The organism is Microlunatus speluncae (assembly GCF_009299835.1).
GTDB classification, from domain to species: Bacteria; Actinomycetota; Actinomycetes; order Propionibacteriales; family Propionibacteriaceae; genus Microlunatus; species Microlunatus speluncae.
Genome location: NZ_VKCZ01000002.1, coordinates 112,826 through 127,613, shown reverse-complemented (window position 1 = coordinate 127,613; position 14,788 = coordinate 112,826). Strand labels below are relative to the sequence as shown.

The following is a 14,788-nucleotide window of genomic DNA, read 5'->3' as shown; positions in this document are numbered from 1 at the left end:
ACGGGGTGCGGGGCATGACAACTTCAGCGCGGAACCGACGACGGATCGTGCCGGCACTGACCGCCGCCGTCGTCATGATCACCACCTGGACGGTGAGTGCGGCACCGCCGACCGCCGCGGCCAGTGCCTGGGCCTGGAATCAGAGTGCGGCCCTGACCGTGTACGACCCGCCGGACTCGTCGATCGCGGGGAATGCCAACCTCTCGTCCTTCCCGGTTGCCGGGTCGAGTCAGCGGGCGGTGGTGATGTCGTGGTCGACCAATGAAGACGAGGGCGGCGTCGGGCCGACGACGAAGTACCGGCGGTCGGCCGACGGCGGGCAGACCTTCCCCGGCACCGTGACCCAGACCGACACGTCGTTCCAGACGGCGACCCGGCTGCCGTCCGGCGTGCTGCTCGATGTCGGCTTCATTCCGTACGGCCAGGCCGACGCCGACACGGTCAACCTGCGGGTCAAGCGATCGACCGACAACGGGATCTCGTGGGTCCCGGTCGCCTCGACCCTGAGCCTGAACTCGGGCTGGACGTTCAGCATGAACCGTGGGCTCCGGGTGAACCCGAACATCTTGATCGACAGTGCGGGTGCCCTCTACCTCACCTACTACACGACCCTGACAGGGGAATCCGGGAACCGGGTCGAAATGGCCAAGAGCACCAACCAGGGCGTGACCTGGAATCGGCTGGCCCCGATCAAGCAGCCGACCTCGACGCTGCACTACAACGAGACGGGCATCACCTGGGCCAAGCCGGCCTCACCGGGGGCCACGCCGGAGATGGTCGCGGTGATCACCGAGGACGAGAAGGTCCCGGCCGGGGCGGCGCGGAAGCAGGTCAGATTGATCACCGCGCGCTCGTCCGATCTTGGTCGCACCTGGCACGGCCAGCGGCCGCTGCCGATCTCCTTCGATACCGGTTATTCGATCCGGCCCGGCCCGGACGGCAAGATCAGGTACGGGGTCTCGCCAGACGTGGAACTGTTGCCCAACGGCGTGATGGCGCTGCGCTGGGGCCGGCCCGACAATTGGTTCGCGATCTCGGCCGACAACGGGCAGTCCTTCGAGCACGCCCGGCGGACGTACGTGAACTGGCCCTCGAACGGCAACGTCTATCACGGCTCATCCGGCAACGGCTCGATGGCGGTGGTCGGCACCAACTCGGTGGTGATCAGCGGCGACAACTGCGCGCCGAGCTGGGGCTGCCCGCCGGGCGACTCCGGCTGGACCACCAACGGCAACTACTTCGTCTGGCGCAAGATCATCACCCTGATCCCGCCGGGCTGAGGGGCCCCGCCCAACTCATCAGGACGTACGCGGGTCGCTCGTCACGGCCGTCATGACGAGCGACCTCCGCGAAGCCCACCGATCGCCAGAACTCGATGCCGGCCCGGTTGTCGACGTCCGGGTCGACCGTGATCCGCCGCCAGCCGTGCTCGGAGATCGCGCGCCGGATCAGCCGGCGAACGATCTCACGCCCGACACCGTGTCCGCGGGCCGAGGGAAGGATGATCAGATCCATCCCGCCACCTTCGCCATCGTCGTCGGCGCGGTGCAGCTGGGCCAGGCCGGTGACCACACCGTCGAGCCGGACGAGAAAGCATTCGATCGCCGGGGCCCGCGAGCCACAGTATTTCTCTCTGATCAGTGAGTCGCTGGCACGGCCGGGGCCGCCCCAATCGAGGAAGGCGGGATCGTCGAACAGCCGGCGCAACTCGGCGAAGTCGTCCGGCCCGGTCGGGCTCAGGTCCAAGATCATGAGGGTCGCTGCTCAGTAGCCGCGTTGGCCGTCGGTCAGTTCGCGGAGCAGGTCGAGGTGGCCGAGGTGACGCGCGGTCTCCTGGATCAGGTGGCCGAGGATCCAGCGCAGCGACACGATCGGCAGCCCCTCCGGTGCGTACCGCTCCGGCTCGTCAAGATCATGGGCCGCCGCGATCTCGCGGGACCGGGCGCACTGGATGTCGTACGCGTCGAGCAGTTCGGTCAACGGGAGCTCGGGCCCGCCCCAGCCACCGGTCGGCTCGGGGATGGCCTCGCCGAGGAACGAGCGGACCAGCCAGTGCCGCTCGACCCCGGCGAGATGGGCGACGATCCCGGCGATGGTCAGCTCCGGCGACGTCGGGATCAAGGAGCGCCGGGCCGCCTCGTCGCTGATGCCCTCGCATTTCGCGCGCACCGTGGCCCGCTGCCAGTCCAGCCACTGCTCCAGGAGCTGACGTTCATCGGGCCGCGCCACCGGAAACCCTCTACCAACAACATCCACACCCCCATCCAAGCCGACTTGTCAGAACTGAGTTGTGTCAGAGCACAACTCAGTTCTGACAAGTGGGCTCAGGTGGTGCGAGGGAAGCCGGCGATGCCACGCCAGGCCAGGGTGCTGGCCAGTCGCTTGGCCTCGGCCAGGTCGATCCGGGCCGGGCCGGCGGCGAGCCAGGAGCGGGCGCTGACCTGGGCCAGACCGACCAGGGAGATCGCGAGCAGCTTCGCCTGATCGCGGGGCAGGCCGGTGTCGTCGGTGATCACGTCGGCGACGGCCTCGGCGATCTCCTCCTGGGCCGCGTTGATCCGGTCCTGGACCCGGTCGTCGGTCAGGTCGGACTCGAACACGAAGCGGAACTCGCCGCTGGTCCGGGCGACGAAGTCGAAGAACGCGTCCATCGTCGCGATCACCCGCTCGGCGTTGTCGTCGGTGGAGGCGAGTGCCTGCTCGACCTCGGTGGTGAGCCGGTCGCAACTGGCGTCCAGCACCGCGAGATAGAGGTCCAGCTTGGAGCCGAAGTGTTGATAGAGCACCGGCTTGGAGACGCCGGCCGCGTCGGCGATGTCGTCCATCGCGGCGGCGTGGTAGCCCTTGCTGGTGAAGACGTCGATGGCCGCGTCGAGCAACTGCGCCCGCCGCTGATCGCGGGGCAGGCGGACAACCCGAGTGCTGGCCATGGGGGAATGTTACCGGTGAGTAGCTGTAGCCCCTTCGACAGGCTCAGGGATCGAGAAGGGGAGGACGGTCCGGATCGCGGAATAGGCGTCCACGTGGCGGCGTTGGCGAAGGTGTCGTGCCGAGCGGTCGTAGGTTGGGATCCGCGTCCGTGCGTGGCGCGCTACAGGATTCGGGTGAACAGCTATTCAGGAGGAATCGTGGGCCTCGATTCACAGGCCGTAACGCTGCCGCCGCTGGTGGAGCCGGCCGCGGAACTGACGATCGAGGAGGTACGGCGCTACAGCCGGCACCTGATCATCCCCGACGTCGGGATGGAGGGGCAGAAGCGGCTGAAGAACGCCAAGGTGCTGGTGATCGGCGCGGGCGGCCTGGGCAGCCCCGCGCTGCTCTATCTGGCGGCGGCGGGCGTGGGCACGCTCGGCATCGTCGAGTTCGACACCGTCGACGAGTCGAACCTGCAACGCCAGATCATCCACGGCCAGTCCGACATCGGGAAGTCGAAGGCACTGTCGGCCAAGGAGTCGATCGCCGAGGTCAACCCGCTGGTGAACGTGATCGTGCACGACACCCGGCTGGACAACGACAACGTGCTGGAGATCTTCGCCGACTACGACCTGATCGTCGACGGCACCGACAACTTCGCCACCCGCTATCTGGTCAACGACGCCGCGGTGCTGTCGCACAAGCCGTACGTGTGGGGTTCGATCTTCCGGTTCGAGGGTCAGGTCAGTGTGTTCTGGGCTGATCATGGACCGCAGTACCGCGATCTCTACCCGTCACCGCCGCCGCCGGGGATGGTGCCGTCCTGCGCCGAGGGTGGCGTGCTCGGCGTGCTCTGCGCCTCGATCGGCTCGATCATGGTCACCGAGGCGATCAAGTTGATCACCGGGATCGGTGAGCCGCTGCTCGGCCGGCTGATGGTGTACGACGCGCTGGAGATGAGCTACAAGACGCTGAAGCTGCGCAAGGATCCGAACGGCGAGCCGATCACCGGCTTGATCGACTACGACGCCTTCTGCGGTGCGATCACCGACGAGGCGGCCGACGCCGCGGCGGGCAACACGATCAGCGTCAAGCAGCTGGAGGAGTGGCTGGCCGACCGCGAGTCGGGCAAGCGTGACTTCGAGTTGATCGATGTCCGGGAGGCAGTGGAGCGGGAGATCAACAAGATCCCCGGTTCGGTGTTGATCCCCAAGGGCGACTTCCAGAACGGCATCGCCCTGCCGCAGCTGCCGCAGGACAAGCAGGTGGTGCTCTATTGCAAGGCCGGCACCCGGTCGGCCGAGTGCCTGGCGATCGTGCACGGAGCCGGCCTGGCCGACGCGGTGCACGTCGGCGGTGGAGTGAGTGCCTGGGTCAGTCAGATCGACCCGTCCCAGCCCGCCTACTGAGTGATCAACTGAAATCAGAAACCCCCGTACGCCTTGCGTACGGGGGTTTCCTCGCTATCTGCTTCTCGGTGTTGCTATCGGTCGGTCAGACCGCGTGGACCCGATCGGCCTGTGGGCCCTTGGGGCCCTGCGTGGTCTCGAACTCGACCCGCTGTCCCTCATCGAGGGTCCGGAAGCCGGTCGTCTCGATCGAACTGTAGTGAACGAATACGTCCGGACCGCCGCCGTCAACAGCAATGAATCCGTAGCCCTTTTCGGCATTGAACCACTTGACGGTTCCCTGCGCCATGAACATCTCCTAGCATCTGGCTTCGCAGCCGCACCTCACGGCTCCGATGCTGCCTGGGCGCCAGATGGGTCCAACGCCCACCGCAATAGTTCTGGGGGCGTAGCACTAACCACGACACAGACCACTTGCAACAGCGGCAACAGCCTTGCACAGCATCCTCGGACCTGTGAAGGGTGAGCAGCGTGGCGTCGCAAAGTTGATCTACGGACACCTGCGCCCCGCCTCCTAGCTGCCGGTTGACGCGACCGCGTTGGCCCGCCACTCGGCGAGATGATCATCGCCGATCCGGGCGCCACCAAGATCGACCCGATCACCGCGCAACGGGGTGCCCTCGTCGCGCAGCAACCGTAGCGCCCGGGCCTCATGCCCGCGGGCCGGTCGGCCGTCGGCGCGGACCACCCGCCACCAGGGCACGCCGCCACCGTGGTGCGACATCACCCAGCCGACCTGGCGCGGACCGCCCCGGCCGAGCAATTCGGCGATCTCGCCGTAGCTGGCCACCTTGCCCGGCGGGATCGCCTCGACCGCGCTGAGCACCTGCTCCACGAACTCGTCGTTCATCGGACCTCCAGCCGCTCGATCGGCTCACCCCTCAGACTGCTGCGCACCGGACCACGGTAGAACGGAATACTGGCCGGGTGGACTCATCCCGGCCCGGCCCGCCCGCGTTCGATCATGGGCGGCCCCAGTTCGACGTCCGGCGGGCGGCCGACCGCTTCGTCACCCGGACCGACTGGGCGACCACCCGGCACTCCTTCTCCTTCGGTGCGCACTACGACCCGGACAACGTCGGGTTCGGCGCACTGCTCGCGGTCAACGAGGACGTGGTCCGGTCCGGCACCGGCTACGACCCGCATCCGCACGTCGACGCCGAGATCGTCACCTGGGTGCTGTCCGGATCGCTGGTGCACCTCGATTCACACGGGCATTCGGGCCTGGTCCACCCGGGGCTGGCGCAGCGGATGAGCGCGGGCTCCGGCATCGTCCACTCCGAACGCAACGACGCCTTCCGGACCGACCCGACGCGGCCGGAGGAACCGGTGCATTTCTGGCAGATGTGGGTCCGGCCGGACGTTTCCGGAGGCGAGCCGTCGTATCAGCAGCGGGAGCTCGACCTGGCCGATCTCGATGCCGGCTGGCTGCCGGTCGCCTCCGGTTCGCATCCGGACGCGGTGATCACGCTCGGGGCGGCCGGCTCGACGCTGTGGGCGGTCCGGGTCGCCGCCGGCGTGACCCGGCACCTGCCGGACGGGCCGCTGGCGCACCTCAGCGTGCTGGCGGGAGCGGTGGACCTGGAGTCGGCCGGCCGACTGTCCACCGGGGACTCGGTCCGGCTGCGGGACGCGGGCGGGCTGCGGCTGACCGGCGTCGCCGACGCCGAGGTGCTGGCCTGGGTGATGGCAGACCAGGAAGGGCGTGCCGCATGACCGGACCGGGCGTGGAACCGCCGCTGTTGATCAGGGTGACCGGCCGGGACCGGCCCGGGCTCACCCGCGACCTGCTCCGGCTGCTGGCCGACGCGCAGGCCGGGATCGACGACCTGGAGCAGTTGGTGGTCCGGGAGCGGCTCACCCTCGACGTCCTGGTCCGGCTCGAGGAGGCCGCGGACCGGGTGATCAAGGACGTCCTCTACTGGGCCTTCACCCACGATCTCAAGATCGACTTCGAGCGGGTCGAGCCACGGTCGGTCCGGGCCGGCCGGCGACGCCAGGTGATCACGGTGCTCGGGCCCGACCTCAGCCCGGCGAGCCTGGCCGAGGTGGCCGATGCGGTCGCCGCCGAGGGCGGCACGATCGACCGGATCGTCCGGCTGGCGACCGAGCCGGTGTTCGCGTACGAACTGGTGGTGATCATCGACCAGCCGGACCCGCTGCGGCGCCGGCTGGCCGGGGTGGCCAAGGAGGCCGGCGTCGACATCGCCATCCAGTCCGACGGCTTGGAACGCCGGGCCAAGCGGCTGGTGGTGCTCGACGTCGACTCCACCCTGATCACCAACGAGGTGATCGAACTGCTGGCCGACGAAGCCGGCTGTGGTGACCAGGTGACGATGATCACGTCCCGGGCGATGGCCGGCGAGCTCGACTTCGAGCAGTCGCTGCGGGAGCGGGTCCGGCTGCTCAAGGGGCTCGATCAGGCGGCGATCGAACGGGCCCGGGCCCGGATCACGCTGACCCCGGGTGCGCGGACCTTCGTCTCCACCCTGCACCGGCTCGGCTACGCGGTGGCGGTGGTGAGCGGCGGCTTCACCCAGTTCACCGACCAACTGCGGGACGACCTCGGTCTTGATCACGCCTTCGCCAACACGCTGGAGATCATCGACGGCGTGGTCACCGGCGAGCTGGTCGGTGCCATCGTCGACCGGCCGGGCAAGGCCCGGCTGCTGGCCCGGATCGCCGATCTGGAAGGCGTGCCGACCTCGCAGACGGTCGCGGTCGGCGACGGCGCCAACGACCTGGACATGCTGGCCGCGGCCGGGCTCGGCATCGCGTTCAACGCCAAACCGGCCGTCCGCGAACAGGCCGACGCCACCGTCTCCGTACTGCACCTGGACGCGATCCTGTTCATGCTCGGCATCCCGCGGGACGAGGTGCTGGCCGGCCAGAGCTGATCGGCGGCCGGGCCTCGATCGACCGGCACAGTCCGGCTCTTCGCTTTTCAGGCCGATTGGCCTAGAATCGGGTCATGCAGGCTGAAAGCAGTTCGAGCGGCCGGAGGAGTGGGTCGTTCATCGAGGCGGCTCGGCGAGCCCAGATCATCGAGGCGGCGATCGTCGCGGTCAACGAGCTCGGCTATGCGGGGGCGTCGCTGAGCGTGATCGCGGCCCGGGCGAAGACGTCGAAGAGTGTGATCTCGTACCACTTCGACGGCAAGGAGGAGTTGCTGGCGCAGGTCGTCGAGCAGGTGTACGAGGAGGCCGGCGCACTGATCATGGCGGCGGTCGACGGCGTGACCGGCTGGCCGGAGAAGCTGGCGGCCTATGTCCGGGCCGAGCTGGCCTACATGCGTGATCACCGGGAGCGGATGATCGCCGCCAACGAGATCGTGATCAGCCACCGCGACGCCGACGGGGTGCCGCTCTATCTGCAGTCCGGCGACGAGGACACCGCGCTGCTGGAGCACCTGCTGCGGTCCGGCCGCCGGGCGAAAGACTTCGGCCCGATGGACATCAAGATCGCCGCGGTGACGATCGTGCACGCGATCGACGGCGCGCTGACCGAGGCGCAGAAGGACCCGGACCTCGATCTCGACCGGTACGCCGACCGCCTGGTCCCGTTGCTGCTCCGCGCCGTCTCCGGCGGTGCCGCGTGACCGCGCCGCCGATCCGGGGCATCGGTTACGACGTCGGCGTGGTCTACGAACGGGACCAGCCGTCGCGCCCGCACTGGCGGGCCGAGGACGTGCGCCGGGATCTCCGGGTGATCGCCGACGAGCTCGCCTGCAACGCGGTGATGATCATGGGCAGCGACAACGACCAGCTGGCCGAGGCCGGCGCGGTCGCCCGGGAGCTGGGGCTCTTCGCCTGGCTGCAGCCGCGGCTGTTCGACCACGACCCGGACGAGGTGCTGGACCACCTGGGCCGGGCGGCCGAGCTGGCCGAGGAGCTGCGCCGGCAGCACGGCGACGTCGGGCTCAACGTCGGCTGCGAGCTCAGCCTGTCGGTGAACGGCTTCGTCCCCGGCCGGACCTTCATCCGGCGCGGCAGTCTGCTGCCCTGGTTCTTCTGGCTCAAGCCGGTCTACGATCGCCGGCTCAACCGGTTCCTCGAGCGCGCGGTGACGCTCGCCCGGGCCCGGTTCGCCGGCCCGCTTTCGTACGGCTCGGGTCCCTGGGAGAGCGTGGACTGGCGCCGGTTCGACTACATCGGGCTGGACTACTACCTGGACGCGTCGAATCGCTGGCGGTTCGCCGGCGACGTCCGCCGGCACGTCCGGACCGGCCGGCCGGTGTTGATCACCGAGTTCGGTTGCTGCACCTATCAGGGCGCGGCCGAGCGCGGGGCGGGCGGCTTCTCGGTGATCGACTACGGGACCGACCCACCGACGATGCCGGCCCAGCTGGTCCGCAGCGAACGGGTGCAGGCCGACTATCTGGACGAGTCGCTGGACATCTTCACCGAGGCCGGCGTGCACGGCACCTTCGTCTTCGGCTTCAGCGAACCCAGCCTGCCCACCTCCGCCGATCCGATCCACGACCTCGATCAGGGCAGCTTCGGCATCGTCAAGGTGCTGCCGCCCGGCGACCGGCCGGAGGGGGAGCGGTGGCAGCGCAAGGAGGCGTTCGGCACCCTGGCCCGCCGCTACGGCGCCGCGGCCGCTACCGCCACCACCGCCGAGGAACGATCATGACCGGCCCGGCCCGATCCGTGCCGTTGATCATCCGGCTCGCGGTGCCTTGGGCCGGTGCGCTGTTGATCATGCTGGCCGCGGTCCGGATCGGTGGACCGGTCGCGGCCGTGATCGGCGGCGCGCTGACCGTCGGGCTGGCGCTGCTGACGATCCGGCTGCTGGGCCGGCACGACTGGCCGGCCGCCGGGCTGCCGCCGTGGCCCAAGGCCTGGCCGCACCTGCTGCTCGGCTTCCTCGGCTGGCTGGTGCCGTGCACGGTGATGGTCATCATCGGCGCGCTGAGCGGCTGGTTGCGGTTCGCGCCGGCGCTGCCGCCGGGGGTGCTGGGCGTGATCGCGATCCAGGTCGCCGTCGCCGTCCTGGCCCAGGCCCTGCCACAGGAGTTGATCTTCCGGTCGGCGATCTTCGCCGGGCTGTCCGAACGGTTCGGCGGCTGGACGCTGATCCTGCTGCAGGGCGTGCTCTACGGCGCGTTCCTGTTCCTGGCCGGCGGCCTCCGGGACCCGCTCGGCGCCGGCTTCGGCATCGGCGTCGGGATCGCGCTGGGCTTTCTGCGGGCCATCACCGGCAGCGTCTGGGCGCCGGTCGGGATGCACCTCGCGTACCGGCTGGCGACGGGCCTGATCGGCACCGCCGACCCCGGTCTGGTGACCGAGGCCCCCGGCCTGCTGCCCGGGATGCTGATCTTCGGCGCGGTCCCGTTCGCGGTGGCGCTGACGTTCGGCGAGACCCTGGTCCGGATCATCCCCGGCCTGTCCGCGGCCGGACGGGTCACTAAGATCGTCGGGTGATGCGGATAGCGCTGGCTCAGATCGTCAGCGGGCCCGATCCGGCCCGCAACCTCGAGTTGGTCGCCGAGCAGGCCCACGCCGCGGCCGCGGCCGGCGCCGGGCTGGTGGTGTTTCCGGAGGCGACCATGCGCTGCTTCGGCCGGTCCCTGGCCGAGGTCGCCGAGCCGATCGACGGTCCGTGGGCGAACGCGGTCCGGGAGATCGCGCGGGACAGCGGTCTGGTGGTGGCCGCCGGGATGTTCACTCCGGCCGACGACGATCGGGTCCGGAACACGCTGTTGATCACCGGCGCCGAGGTCGAGGCGAGTTACGACAAGATCCATCTGTACGACGCGTTCGGGTTCACCGAGTCGCGGACCGTGGCCCCCGGCGACCGGCCGCTGGTGATCACGGCGGCGGGCGGTTCGATCGGCTGCGCGATCTGTTACGACCTGCGGTTTCCGGAGCTGTTCACCCGGCTGGCCGACGACGGTGCCCAGTTGATCATCGTGCCGGCGTCCTGGGGCGCCGGCCCGGCGAAGCTGGACCAGTGGCGGCTGCTGGTCCGCGCCCGCGCGCTGGATTCGACCACGTTCGTCGCGGCCTGCGGTCAGGCGGACCCGGCCACGGTCGGGATCGAGTCCTCGGGCAGCGCCCCGACCGGCGTCGGCGGCAGCATGATCGTCGGGCCGAACGGCGCGGTGGTCGCCGAGGCCGGGGTCGCGCCGCAGCTGCTGATCGCCGACCTCGAACTGGACACGATCACCGCCGCCCGGAAGCAGATCCCGGTGCTGGCCAACCGGCGGCTCGGCGGGCGATGAAGCCGCTGCTGATCGTCTTCGAGACCCACGCGACCACGGTCGACAACGAGCAGGAACGGGCGACCGGCTGGCTGCCCGGCGAGCTGTCCGCCGCCGGCCGCGAACAGGCGGCCGCGCTAGGAATGAGGATCCGCGAGCACGCGCCGGACGCCGTCATCGCCTCCGACCTCGACCGGGCCCGGCAGACGGTCGAGATCGCCTGCGCCGGTCTGGAGGTGCCGATCTTCTACGACTGGCGGCTGCGCGAATGCCATTACGGCCTGTTGAACGGCGCGCCGAAGGCTCAGGTGCACGGCGCCGGGCTCGACCGGTTCCTGCGCAATCCCTATCCGGCGGGGGAGAGCTGGCTCGGCGCGCTGGCCCGGGTCGACCGCAGCCTGGATGATCTTCGGCAGCTGTGGCCGGGCGGCCGGATCGTCGTCGTCGGTCACATCGCCACCCGCTGGGCGCTGCGCCGGCGGACCGAGTCGATCACGCTGGACGAGCTGGCCGGGCAGCCGTTCCGCTGGCAACCGGGCTGGGAATTCCTGCTGAACTGATCACCGGATCCCGTCCCGTCCGGCACCATGACGAGTGTGACGTGGGGGACGGAGGACGGGACGGGGCGCTGGTCGCCGTTCCCGGTCCAGGACTGGGAGCTGCTGCCCGCTGACCCGGCGGCGGAGCCGGAGCAGCCACGCCGGCCGGCCTTGCGGCCGTTGCTGATCATCACCGCCTGCCTGGTGCTGTTGGCCGGATCGATCTTCACCATCGAACGGATCGGGGCGATCACCGCCGGCGGAAGTCCCTACCTGCCGGCGGACGGGACGATGTCACGGGGCATCCGTGAGGTTGCCGCGGCCGGCCGGACCGACCAGCACCCGGCCGTCACCGAGGCGGCCGTGCGATTCGCCTCCGCCATGTTCGGCAGCACCGACTTCGCTTTCGGCACGCAGCTGATCGGCGCCCTGGACGTGTCGGCCGACGAGCTGGGTGAGGTCGGCCGGATCCGGTTGTGGCGGTCGATCCTGACCACGCCGGATCGGCAGTCGACCGCCGTCTACCGGGTCGACGACGGGATCGACCTGATCGGTGAGGACCGGCCGCTGGACGACGGCGAGCGGGCCGGGCCGGACGGTTCCGCCGGCCGCGGCTACGCGTACCGGCCGGGCCTGACCGAGCTGCCGGCCGGGGCGGTGGTGGGCTCGACCTGGCGCGATCGCGGGGCGGCCGGTGACGGCATCGAGTACGCCTCCGACTTCCGGGCCGAGGCGCCGGCCGGACATCCGGCGGGCTGCCTGCAGACCTCGGGTCGGATCCGCTACACCGACGAGGCCGGAGCGGAGCTCGAGGTCCGCCGGGTCCGGCGGGTCTGGTGTCCGGGCCGCGGCATCGTCGAGTCGGTGCAGACGGTCGGCGATCGCACCGATACCGTACGGCCCGCCGACTGGCCGGCGGCCGACCCGGTGCCGGCGACCGATCCGGTGCCGACAGCCGGCCCGGCGCCGGACTGGACCGATCCGGGACGGTGGCGCGCGATCGAGCAGAGCCCGGTCTCGGTCTCGCCCCGGTTCGGTGAGGCGCCGATGACCGGCGTCCCGGCCTCGATGCCGCCCCCGGTGATCACCGGGGGCGGCCGGCTGGTCCGGGTCAGTCAGACCGGGCAGGACCTGGTCGTCCTGGCCGGCGAAGGCGGCTCGCTGCGATCCGTGCTCCGGCTGCATCCGGGCGGCACGATCACCGCGCTGGCCGGCTTCGGCCGGATGATCATCGTCAGCACCAGCCTGCGGCAGGTGATCGGCTACTCCGACAACGGCTTGCGGCTGTGGCAGCGGGACCTGCCCGAGGTGGCCGAGGCCCGCCCGGCCCTGATCGGTGCCCGGAGCGACGATCCACGGATCGCGCTGGCGACGATCGACGGGACCGTGTTCGCGCTCCGGCTGCGGACCGGCGAGGAGGTGTGGCGGCAACCGGCCGGTGCTCAGGTCTTCCAGGCCCCGGTGGTGGCGGGCGACCGCGTCGTGGTCGGCGGCGACGACGGCACGCTCACCGCGCTGGCGGCGGCCGACGGCGCCGAGCAGTGGTCGGTGTCGGGGGTGATCGGGCAGCCGCGGGTGATCGGATCGCTGGTGATCACGACCGGCGACGGAGTGATCGAGGGCCGCGACCTGGCCGACGGCCGCGGCCGCTGGCGGCTGCCGTACGCCGGCACGTTGAGCGGCACGGCGGTCGCCGCTGACCGGCTGATCGTCGCCACCCGGGTCGGCACGATGATCTTGGACGAGTCCGGCACGGTCCGCGGTCGGCTCGGCCCGCTGGTCGGCGTGGTCGGCGCCGGCTCCCGCTGGGCCGGCTGGAGCACCGACCGGATGTTGATCATGGGGGCCGACGGCACCGAGTCGGCCGGCTGGCCGCTGCCGCTGGAGACCTGGGGCACCGGCACTCGGACCGCCCTGGTCACGCCGGTCGGGGTCCAACTGCACGGAGCCGGCTGGGGGTTCACCGAATGGGCGCCCTGAGCACGCTCCGGCCGCTGGCCACGGGGATCTGGCGGGACGTGATCGCCGCCCGGGTCCGGCACGGCCGGCTCCGTGACATCCGCTGGCCGTACGGGCTCCGGGAGATCGTGACCGTCACCCTCGCGGCGTACCTGATCGTCGTGCTGTTGGTCGTGGCCGGGCCGTGGTTGCGGCAGGGTGGCCGACTCCTGACCACGGCGACCCTGACCTCGGGCATCCCCGAGACCTGGCTCTGGCTGCTGATCTTCCTGATCACGGTGCTGGTCGCCCTGGTGCACGTCGCCTGCCTGCACGGCGCCTGGTGGCTGAAGGCGCTCGGCCTGCTGGCGACGACGAGTGCCGTGCTCAGCTGGGGTGTCACCGGGACGTTCACCGGCAGCCTCAATTTCGGCACGATCATCGCCGTCGCCTGCTCGCTCGCCTTGATCATCTTCTCGATCGTGCGCTGGCCGCGGGCGTTTCGCTGGTGGGAGTTCCTGATCACCCTCGGCCTGTTCGGCACGGTGGTGCTGGACACCTTGCTGGTCGGCGGTTACGCCCGGTCCTTCGGCTTCGAGTTCGCGCCGATGATGGTGCAGCAGACCCTGACCACGATCGGCTTCCTGGCCATTCCGGCCGCCATGGTGGCCGGGGTCGCGGTGGCCGAGATCGCGATCAACCTGACCTTGGCGACGACCCGGCGGGTGCAGCGGCTGACCGAGTCGGCGCCGCGCGACCGGCCGGGGACCTGGCTGGCCCGGCTGCCGTACCTGATCTTGATCGTCCTGGTCCTGGTCCGCCTCGCCCAGTCGATCACCGAGCTGATCGGACTGGATCCGGTCCGCCAGGGTTGGCCCGCCTTCGTCGTGGCCGGAGTCGCCCTGCTGCTGATCGCCGGGCTGGGCCGGTTGGTGCTGCGGTGGGGCCGGCGGCACGAGGCCGGTACGAAGATCGCCGGGCTGCCGGACGAGCTCTCCGCGGTGGGCCTGCCGGTCGCCGCCGCCCTGGCCGGGCTGACGCTGCCGGTGCTCATCGCCGGATCGGTGATCACCGCGGTCGCCGCGCTGGATCCGCTGGGGATGGCGGAGCAGGGCAGCCTGGATCTGCTGGTGATCGCCGACCAGGTCGACCTGGTCCGGCTCGTCGTGGCCGCCCTGTGCATCACGATCGGATTGATCATCACCCGGCGGGGGCGGCCGGGGCGGGGCTTGCTGCTGTGCTGCATCGGGGTGGTGTTGCTGACCCAGGTGACCCAGTTGCTGAGCGGCTATCGGCTGGCGATCGGCTTCGACCTGACCGTGGTCAATCTGCTGGCCACCGCGCTCGCCCTGGGCCTGGCCGGCTGGTCACTGATCCGGCGGCGGCTGTCGCCGATGCGCGCCCTGGCGCTGTCCGGTCTGCTGGTGCTGTCGGCCCTGGTGTCGGCCCGCGAGGTGATCACCGATCCGGTCCAGGTGATCTTCGGCTACTCGGGCGCCGTGGTGCTGCTGTTCGGCCTGACCTGGACCTTCCTCACCGGCTCCGGCTGGGGCAACGGCGACAGCCGCCGGTTCCCGCGGCCGACCCGGGTGCTGCTGGTGCTGGCCAACCTGTTGCTGACCGGCATCCTGCTGGCGTACCTGGTGCTGGCCGGCAATCTCGGGGTGATCATCGACCTGGAGGACTTCGCCGACTTCGGCGATCTCGTCTTCGGCAGTGCCCTGCTGGCCGCGGCCTTCGTGGCGGTGGTCGATGCCCAGCGCACCGACCGACCGCTCGGTTGA

Annotated in this window: 16 protein-coding genes; 11 read left to right on the top strand and 5 right to left on the bottom strand. The window is 70.4% G+C overall.

Features of this window, described 5'->3' with window-relative positions:
• Nucleotides 1-14 precede the first annotated feature (14 nt).
• On the top strand, nt 15-1,280 hold the full coding sequence (locus FNH24_RS03070) for a sialidase family protein (protein WP_152360675.1): 1,266 nt from the start codon (nt 15-17) through the stop codon (nt 1,278-1,280).
• On the opposite strand, the gene FNH24_RS03065 is transcribed toward FNH24_RS03070, so the two are convergent.
• From FNH24_RS03065 to FNH24_RS03055, 3 genes are all read right to left on the bottom strand, one after another.
• On the bottom strand, nt 1,258-1,752 hold the full coding sequence (locus FNH24_RS03065) for a GNAT family N-acetyltransferase (RefSeq protein WP_152360674.1): 495 nt from the start codon (nt 1,750-1,752) through the stop codon (nt 1,258-1,260). The two genes, FNH24_RS03070 and FNH24_RS03065, sit on opposite strands and share 23 nt — an antisense overlap.
• Nucleotides 1,753-1,764: 12 nt before the next feature.
• The gene (locus tag FNH24_RS03060; protein WP_152360673.1) at nt 1,765-2,229 is read right to left on the bottom strand and encodes a DinB family protein; all 465 of its coding nucleotides are present in this window, start codon (nt 2,227-2,229) and stop codon (nt 1,765-1,767) included.
• 95 nt (nt 2,230-2,324) lie between these two features.
• Nucleotides 2,325-2,930, bottom strand: a complete 606-nt coding sequence (locus tag FNH24_RS03055) for a TetR/AcrR family transcriptional regulator (protein ID WP_152360672.1) — start codon at nt 2,928-2,930, stop codon at nt 2,325-2,327.
• Between the two features lie 198 nt (nt 2,931-3,128).
• Here FNH24_RS03055 and moeZ point away from each other — a divergent pair, with 198 nt between their 5' ends.
• The gene (moeZ, locus tag FNH24_RS03050; RefSeq protein ID WP_425486874.1) at nt 3,129-4,322 is read left to right on the top strand and encodes an adenylyltransferase/sulfurtransferase MoeZ; all 1,194 of its coding nucleotides are present in this window, start codon (nt 3,129-3,131) and stop codon (nt 4,320-4,322) included.
• Between the two features lie 85 nt (nt 4,323-4,407).
• Here the strand turns inward: moeZ and FNH24_RS03045 are convergent, their stop codons facing one another.
• On the bottom strand, nt 4,408-4,611 hold the full coding sequence (locus tag FNH24_RS03045) for a cold-shock protein (RefSeq protein ID WP_152360671.1): 204 nt from the start codon (nt 4,609-4,611) through the stop codon (nt 4,408-4,410).
• 225 nt (nt 4,612-4,836) lie between these two features.
• Nucleotides 4,837-5,172 (bottom strand): MGMT family protein, encoded by a 336-nt coding sequence (locus FNH24_RS03040; protein WP_152360670.1) that lies wholly within the window; start codon nt 5,170-5,172, stop codon nt 4,837-4,839.
• 77 nt (nt 5,173-5,249) lie between these two features.
• On the opposite strand from FNH24_RS03040, the gene FNH24_RS03035 reads away from it, so the two are divergent.
• The 9 genes from FNH24_RS03035 to FNH24_RS02995 all read left to right on the top strand — a co-directional run bounded on the left by FNH24_RS03035 (nt 5,250) and on the right by FNH24_RS02995 (nt 14,788).
• Nucleotides 5,250-6,038 (top strand): pirin family protein, encoded by a 789-nt coding sequence (locus FNH24_RS03035; RefSeq protein ID WP_152360669.1) that lies wholly within the window; start codon nt 5,250-5,252, stop codon nt 6,036-6,038.
• Nucleotides 6,035-7,219, top strand: coding sequence for a phosphoserine phosphatase SerB (gene serB, locus FNH24_RS03030; RefSeq protein WP_152360668.1), 1,185 nt, complete (start codon nt 6,035-6,037; stop codon nt 7,217-7,219). The genes FNH24_RS03035 and serB overlap by 4 nt, the downstream gene beginning before the upstream one ends.
• Before the next feature lie 74 nt (nt 7,220-7,293).
• Nucleotides 7,294-7,920: a TetR/AcrR family transcriptional regulator gene (locus FNH24_RS03025; RefSeq protein ID WP_152360667.1), complete on the top strand. Its 627-nt coding sequence runs from the start codon at nt 7,294-7,296 to the stop codon at nt 7,918-7,920.
• Nucleotides 7,917-8,957, top strand: a complete 1,041-nt coding sequence (locus FNH24_RS03020) for a glycoside hydrolase family 113 protein (protein ID WP_152360666.1) — start codon at nt 7,917-7,919, stop codon at nt 8,955-8,957. Before FNH24_RS03025 ends, FNH24_RS03020 begins: the two co-directional genes overlap by 4 nt.
• Entirely contained in the window at nt 8,954-9,748 is a 795-nt protein-coding gene (locus FNH24_RS03015) for a CPBP family intramembrane glutamic endopeptidase (RefSeq protein WP_152360665.1), read from the top strand. Before FNH24_RS03020 ends, FNH24_RS03015 begins: the two co-directional genes overlap by 4 nt.
• A complete protein-coding gene (locus FNH24_RS03010; protein ID WP_152360763.1) occupies nt 9,748-10,548 on the top strand; it encodes a carbon-nitrogen hydrolase family protein in 801 nt (266 codons plus the stop codon). Before FNH24_RS03015 ends, FNH24_RS03010 begins: the two co-directional genes overlap by 1 nt.
• The gene (locus FNH24_RS03005) at nt 10,545-11,087 is read left to right on the top strand and encodes a histidine phosphatase family protein (protein WP_152360664.1); all 543 of its coding nucleotides are present in this window, start codon (nt 10,545-10,547) and stop codon (nt 11,085-11,087) included. The genes FNH24_RS03010 and FNH24_RS03005 overlap by 4 nt, the downstream gene beginning before the upstream one ends.
• A 36-nt stretch (nt 11,088-11,123) precedes the next feature.
• A complete protein-coding gene (locus FNH24_RS03000; RefSeq protein WP_161605961.1) occupies nt 11,124-13,046 on the top strand; it encodes an outer membrane protein assembly factor BamB family protein in 1,923 nt (640 codons plus the stop codon).
• Entirely contained in the window at nt 13,034-14,788 is a 1,755-nt protein-coding gene (locus FNH24_RS02995; RefSeq protein WP_152360662.1) for a hypothetical protein, read from the top strand. The genes FNH24_RS03000 and FNH24_RS02995 overlap by 13 nt, the downstream gene beginning before the upstream one ends.

Excerpts from the sequence above, each read along its gene's own strand:
- FNH24_RS03025 (WP_152360667.1), top strand. The coding sequence starts at position 7,294 with ATGCAGGCTGAAAGCAGTTCGAGCGGCCGGAGGAGTGGGTCGTTCATC.
- FNH24_RS03045 (WP_152360671.1), bottom strand. The coding sequence starts at position 4,611 with ATGGCGCAGGGAACCGTCAAGTGGTTCAATGCCGAAAAGGGCTACGGA.
- FNH24_RS03010 (WP_152360763.1), top strand. The coding sequence starts at position 9,748 with ATGCGGATAGCGCTGGCTCAGATCGTCAGCGGGCCCGATCCGGCCCGC.
- FNH24_RS03015 (WP_152360665.1), top strand. The coding sequence starts at position 8,954 with ATGACCGGCCCGGCCCGATCCGTGCCGTTGATCATCCGGCTCGCGGTG.
- FNH24_RS03005 (WP_152360664.1), top strand. The coding sequence starts at position 10,545 with ATGAAGCCGCTGCTGATCGTCTTCGAGACCCACGCGACCACGGTCGAC.
- FNH24_RS03065 (WP_152360674.1), bottom strand. The coding sequence starts at position 1,752 with ATGATCTTGGACCTGAGCCCGACCGGGCCGGACGACTTCGCCGAGTTG.
- serB (WP_152360668.1), top strand. The coding sequence starts at position 6,035 with ATGACCGGACCGGGCGTGGAACCGCCGCTGTTGATCAGGGTGACCGGC.
- FNH24_RS02995 (WP_152360662.1), top strand. The coding sequence starts at position 13,034 with ATGGGCGCCCTGAGCACGCTCCGGCCGCTGGCCACGGGGATCTGGCGG.
- FNH24_RS03070 (WP_152360675.1), top strand. The coding sequence starts at position 15 with ATGACAACTTCAGCGCGGAACCGACGACGGATCGTGCCGGCACTGACC.
- FNH24_RS03040 (WP_152360670.1), bottom strand. The coding sequence starts at position 5,172 with ATGAACGACGAGTTCGTGGAGCAGGTGCTCAGCGCGGTCGAGGCGATC.
- FNH24_RS03055 (WP_152360672.1), bottom strand. The coding sequence starts at position 2,930 with ATGGCCAGCACTCGGGTTGTCCGCCTGCCCCGCGATCAGCGGCGGGCG.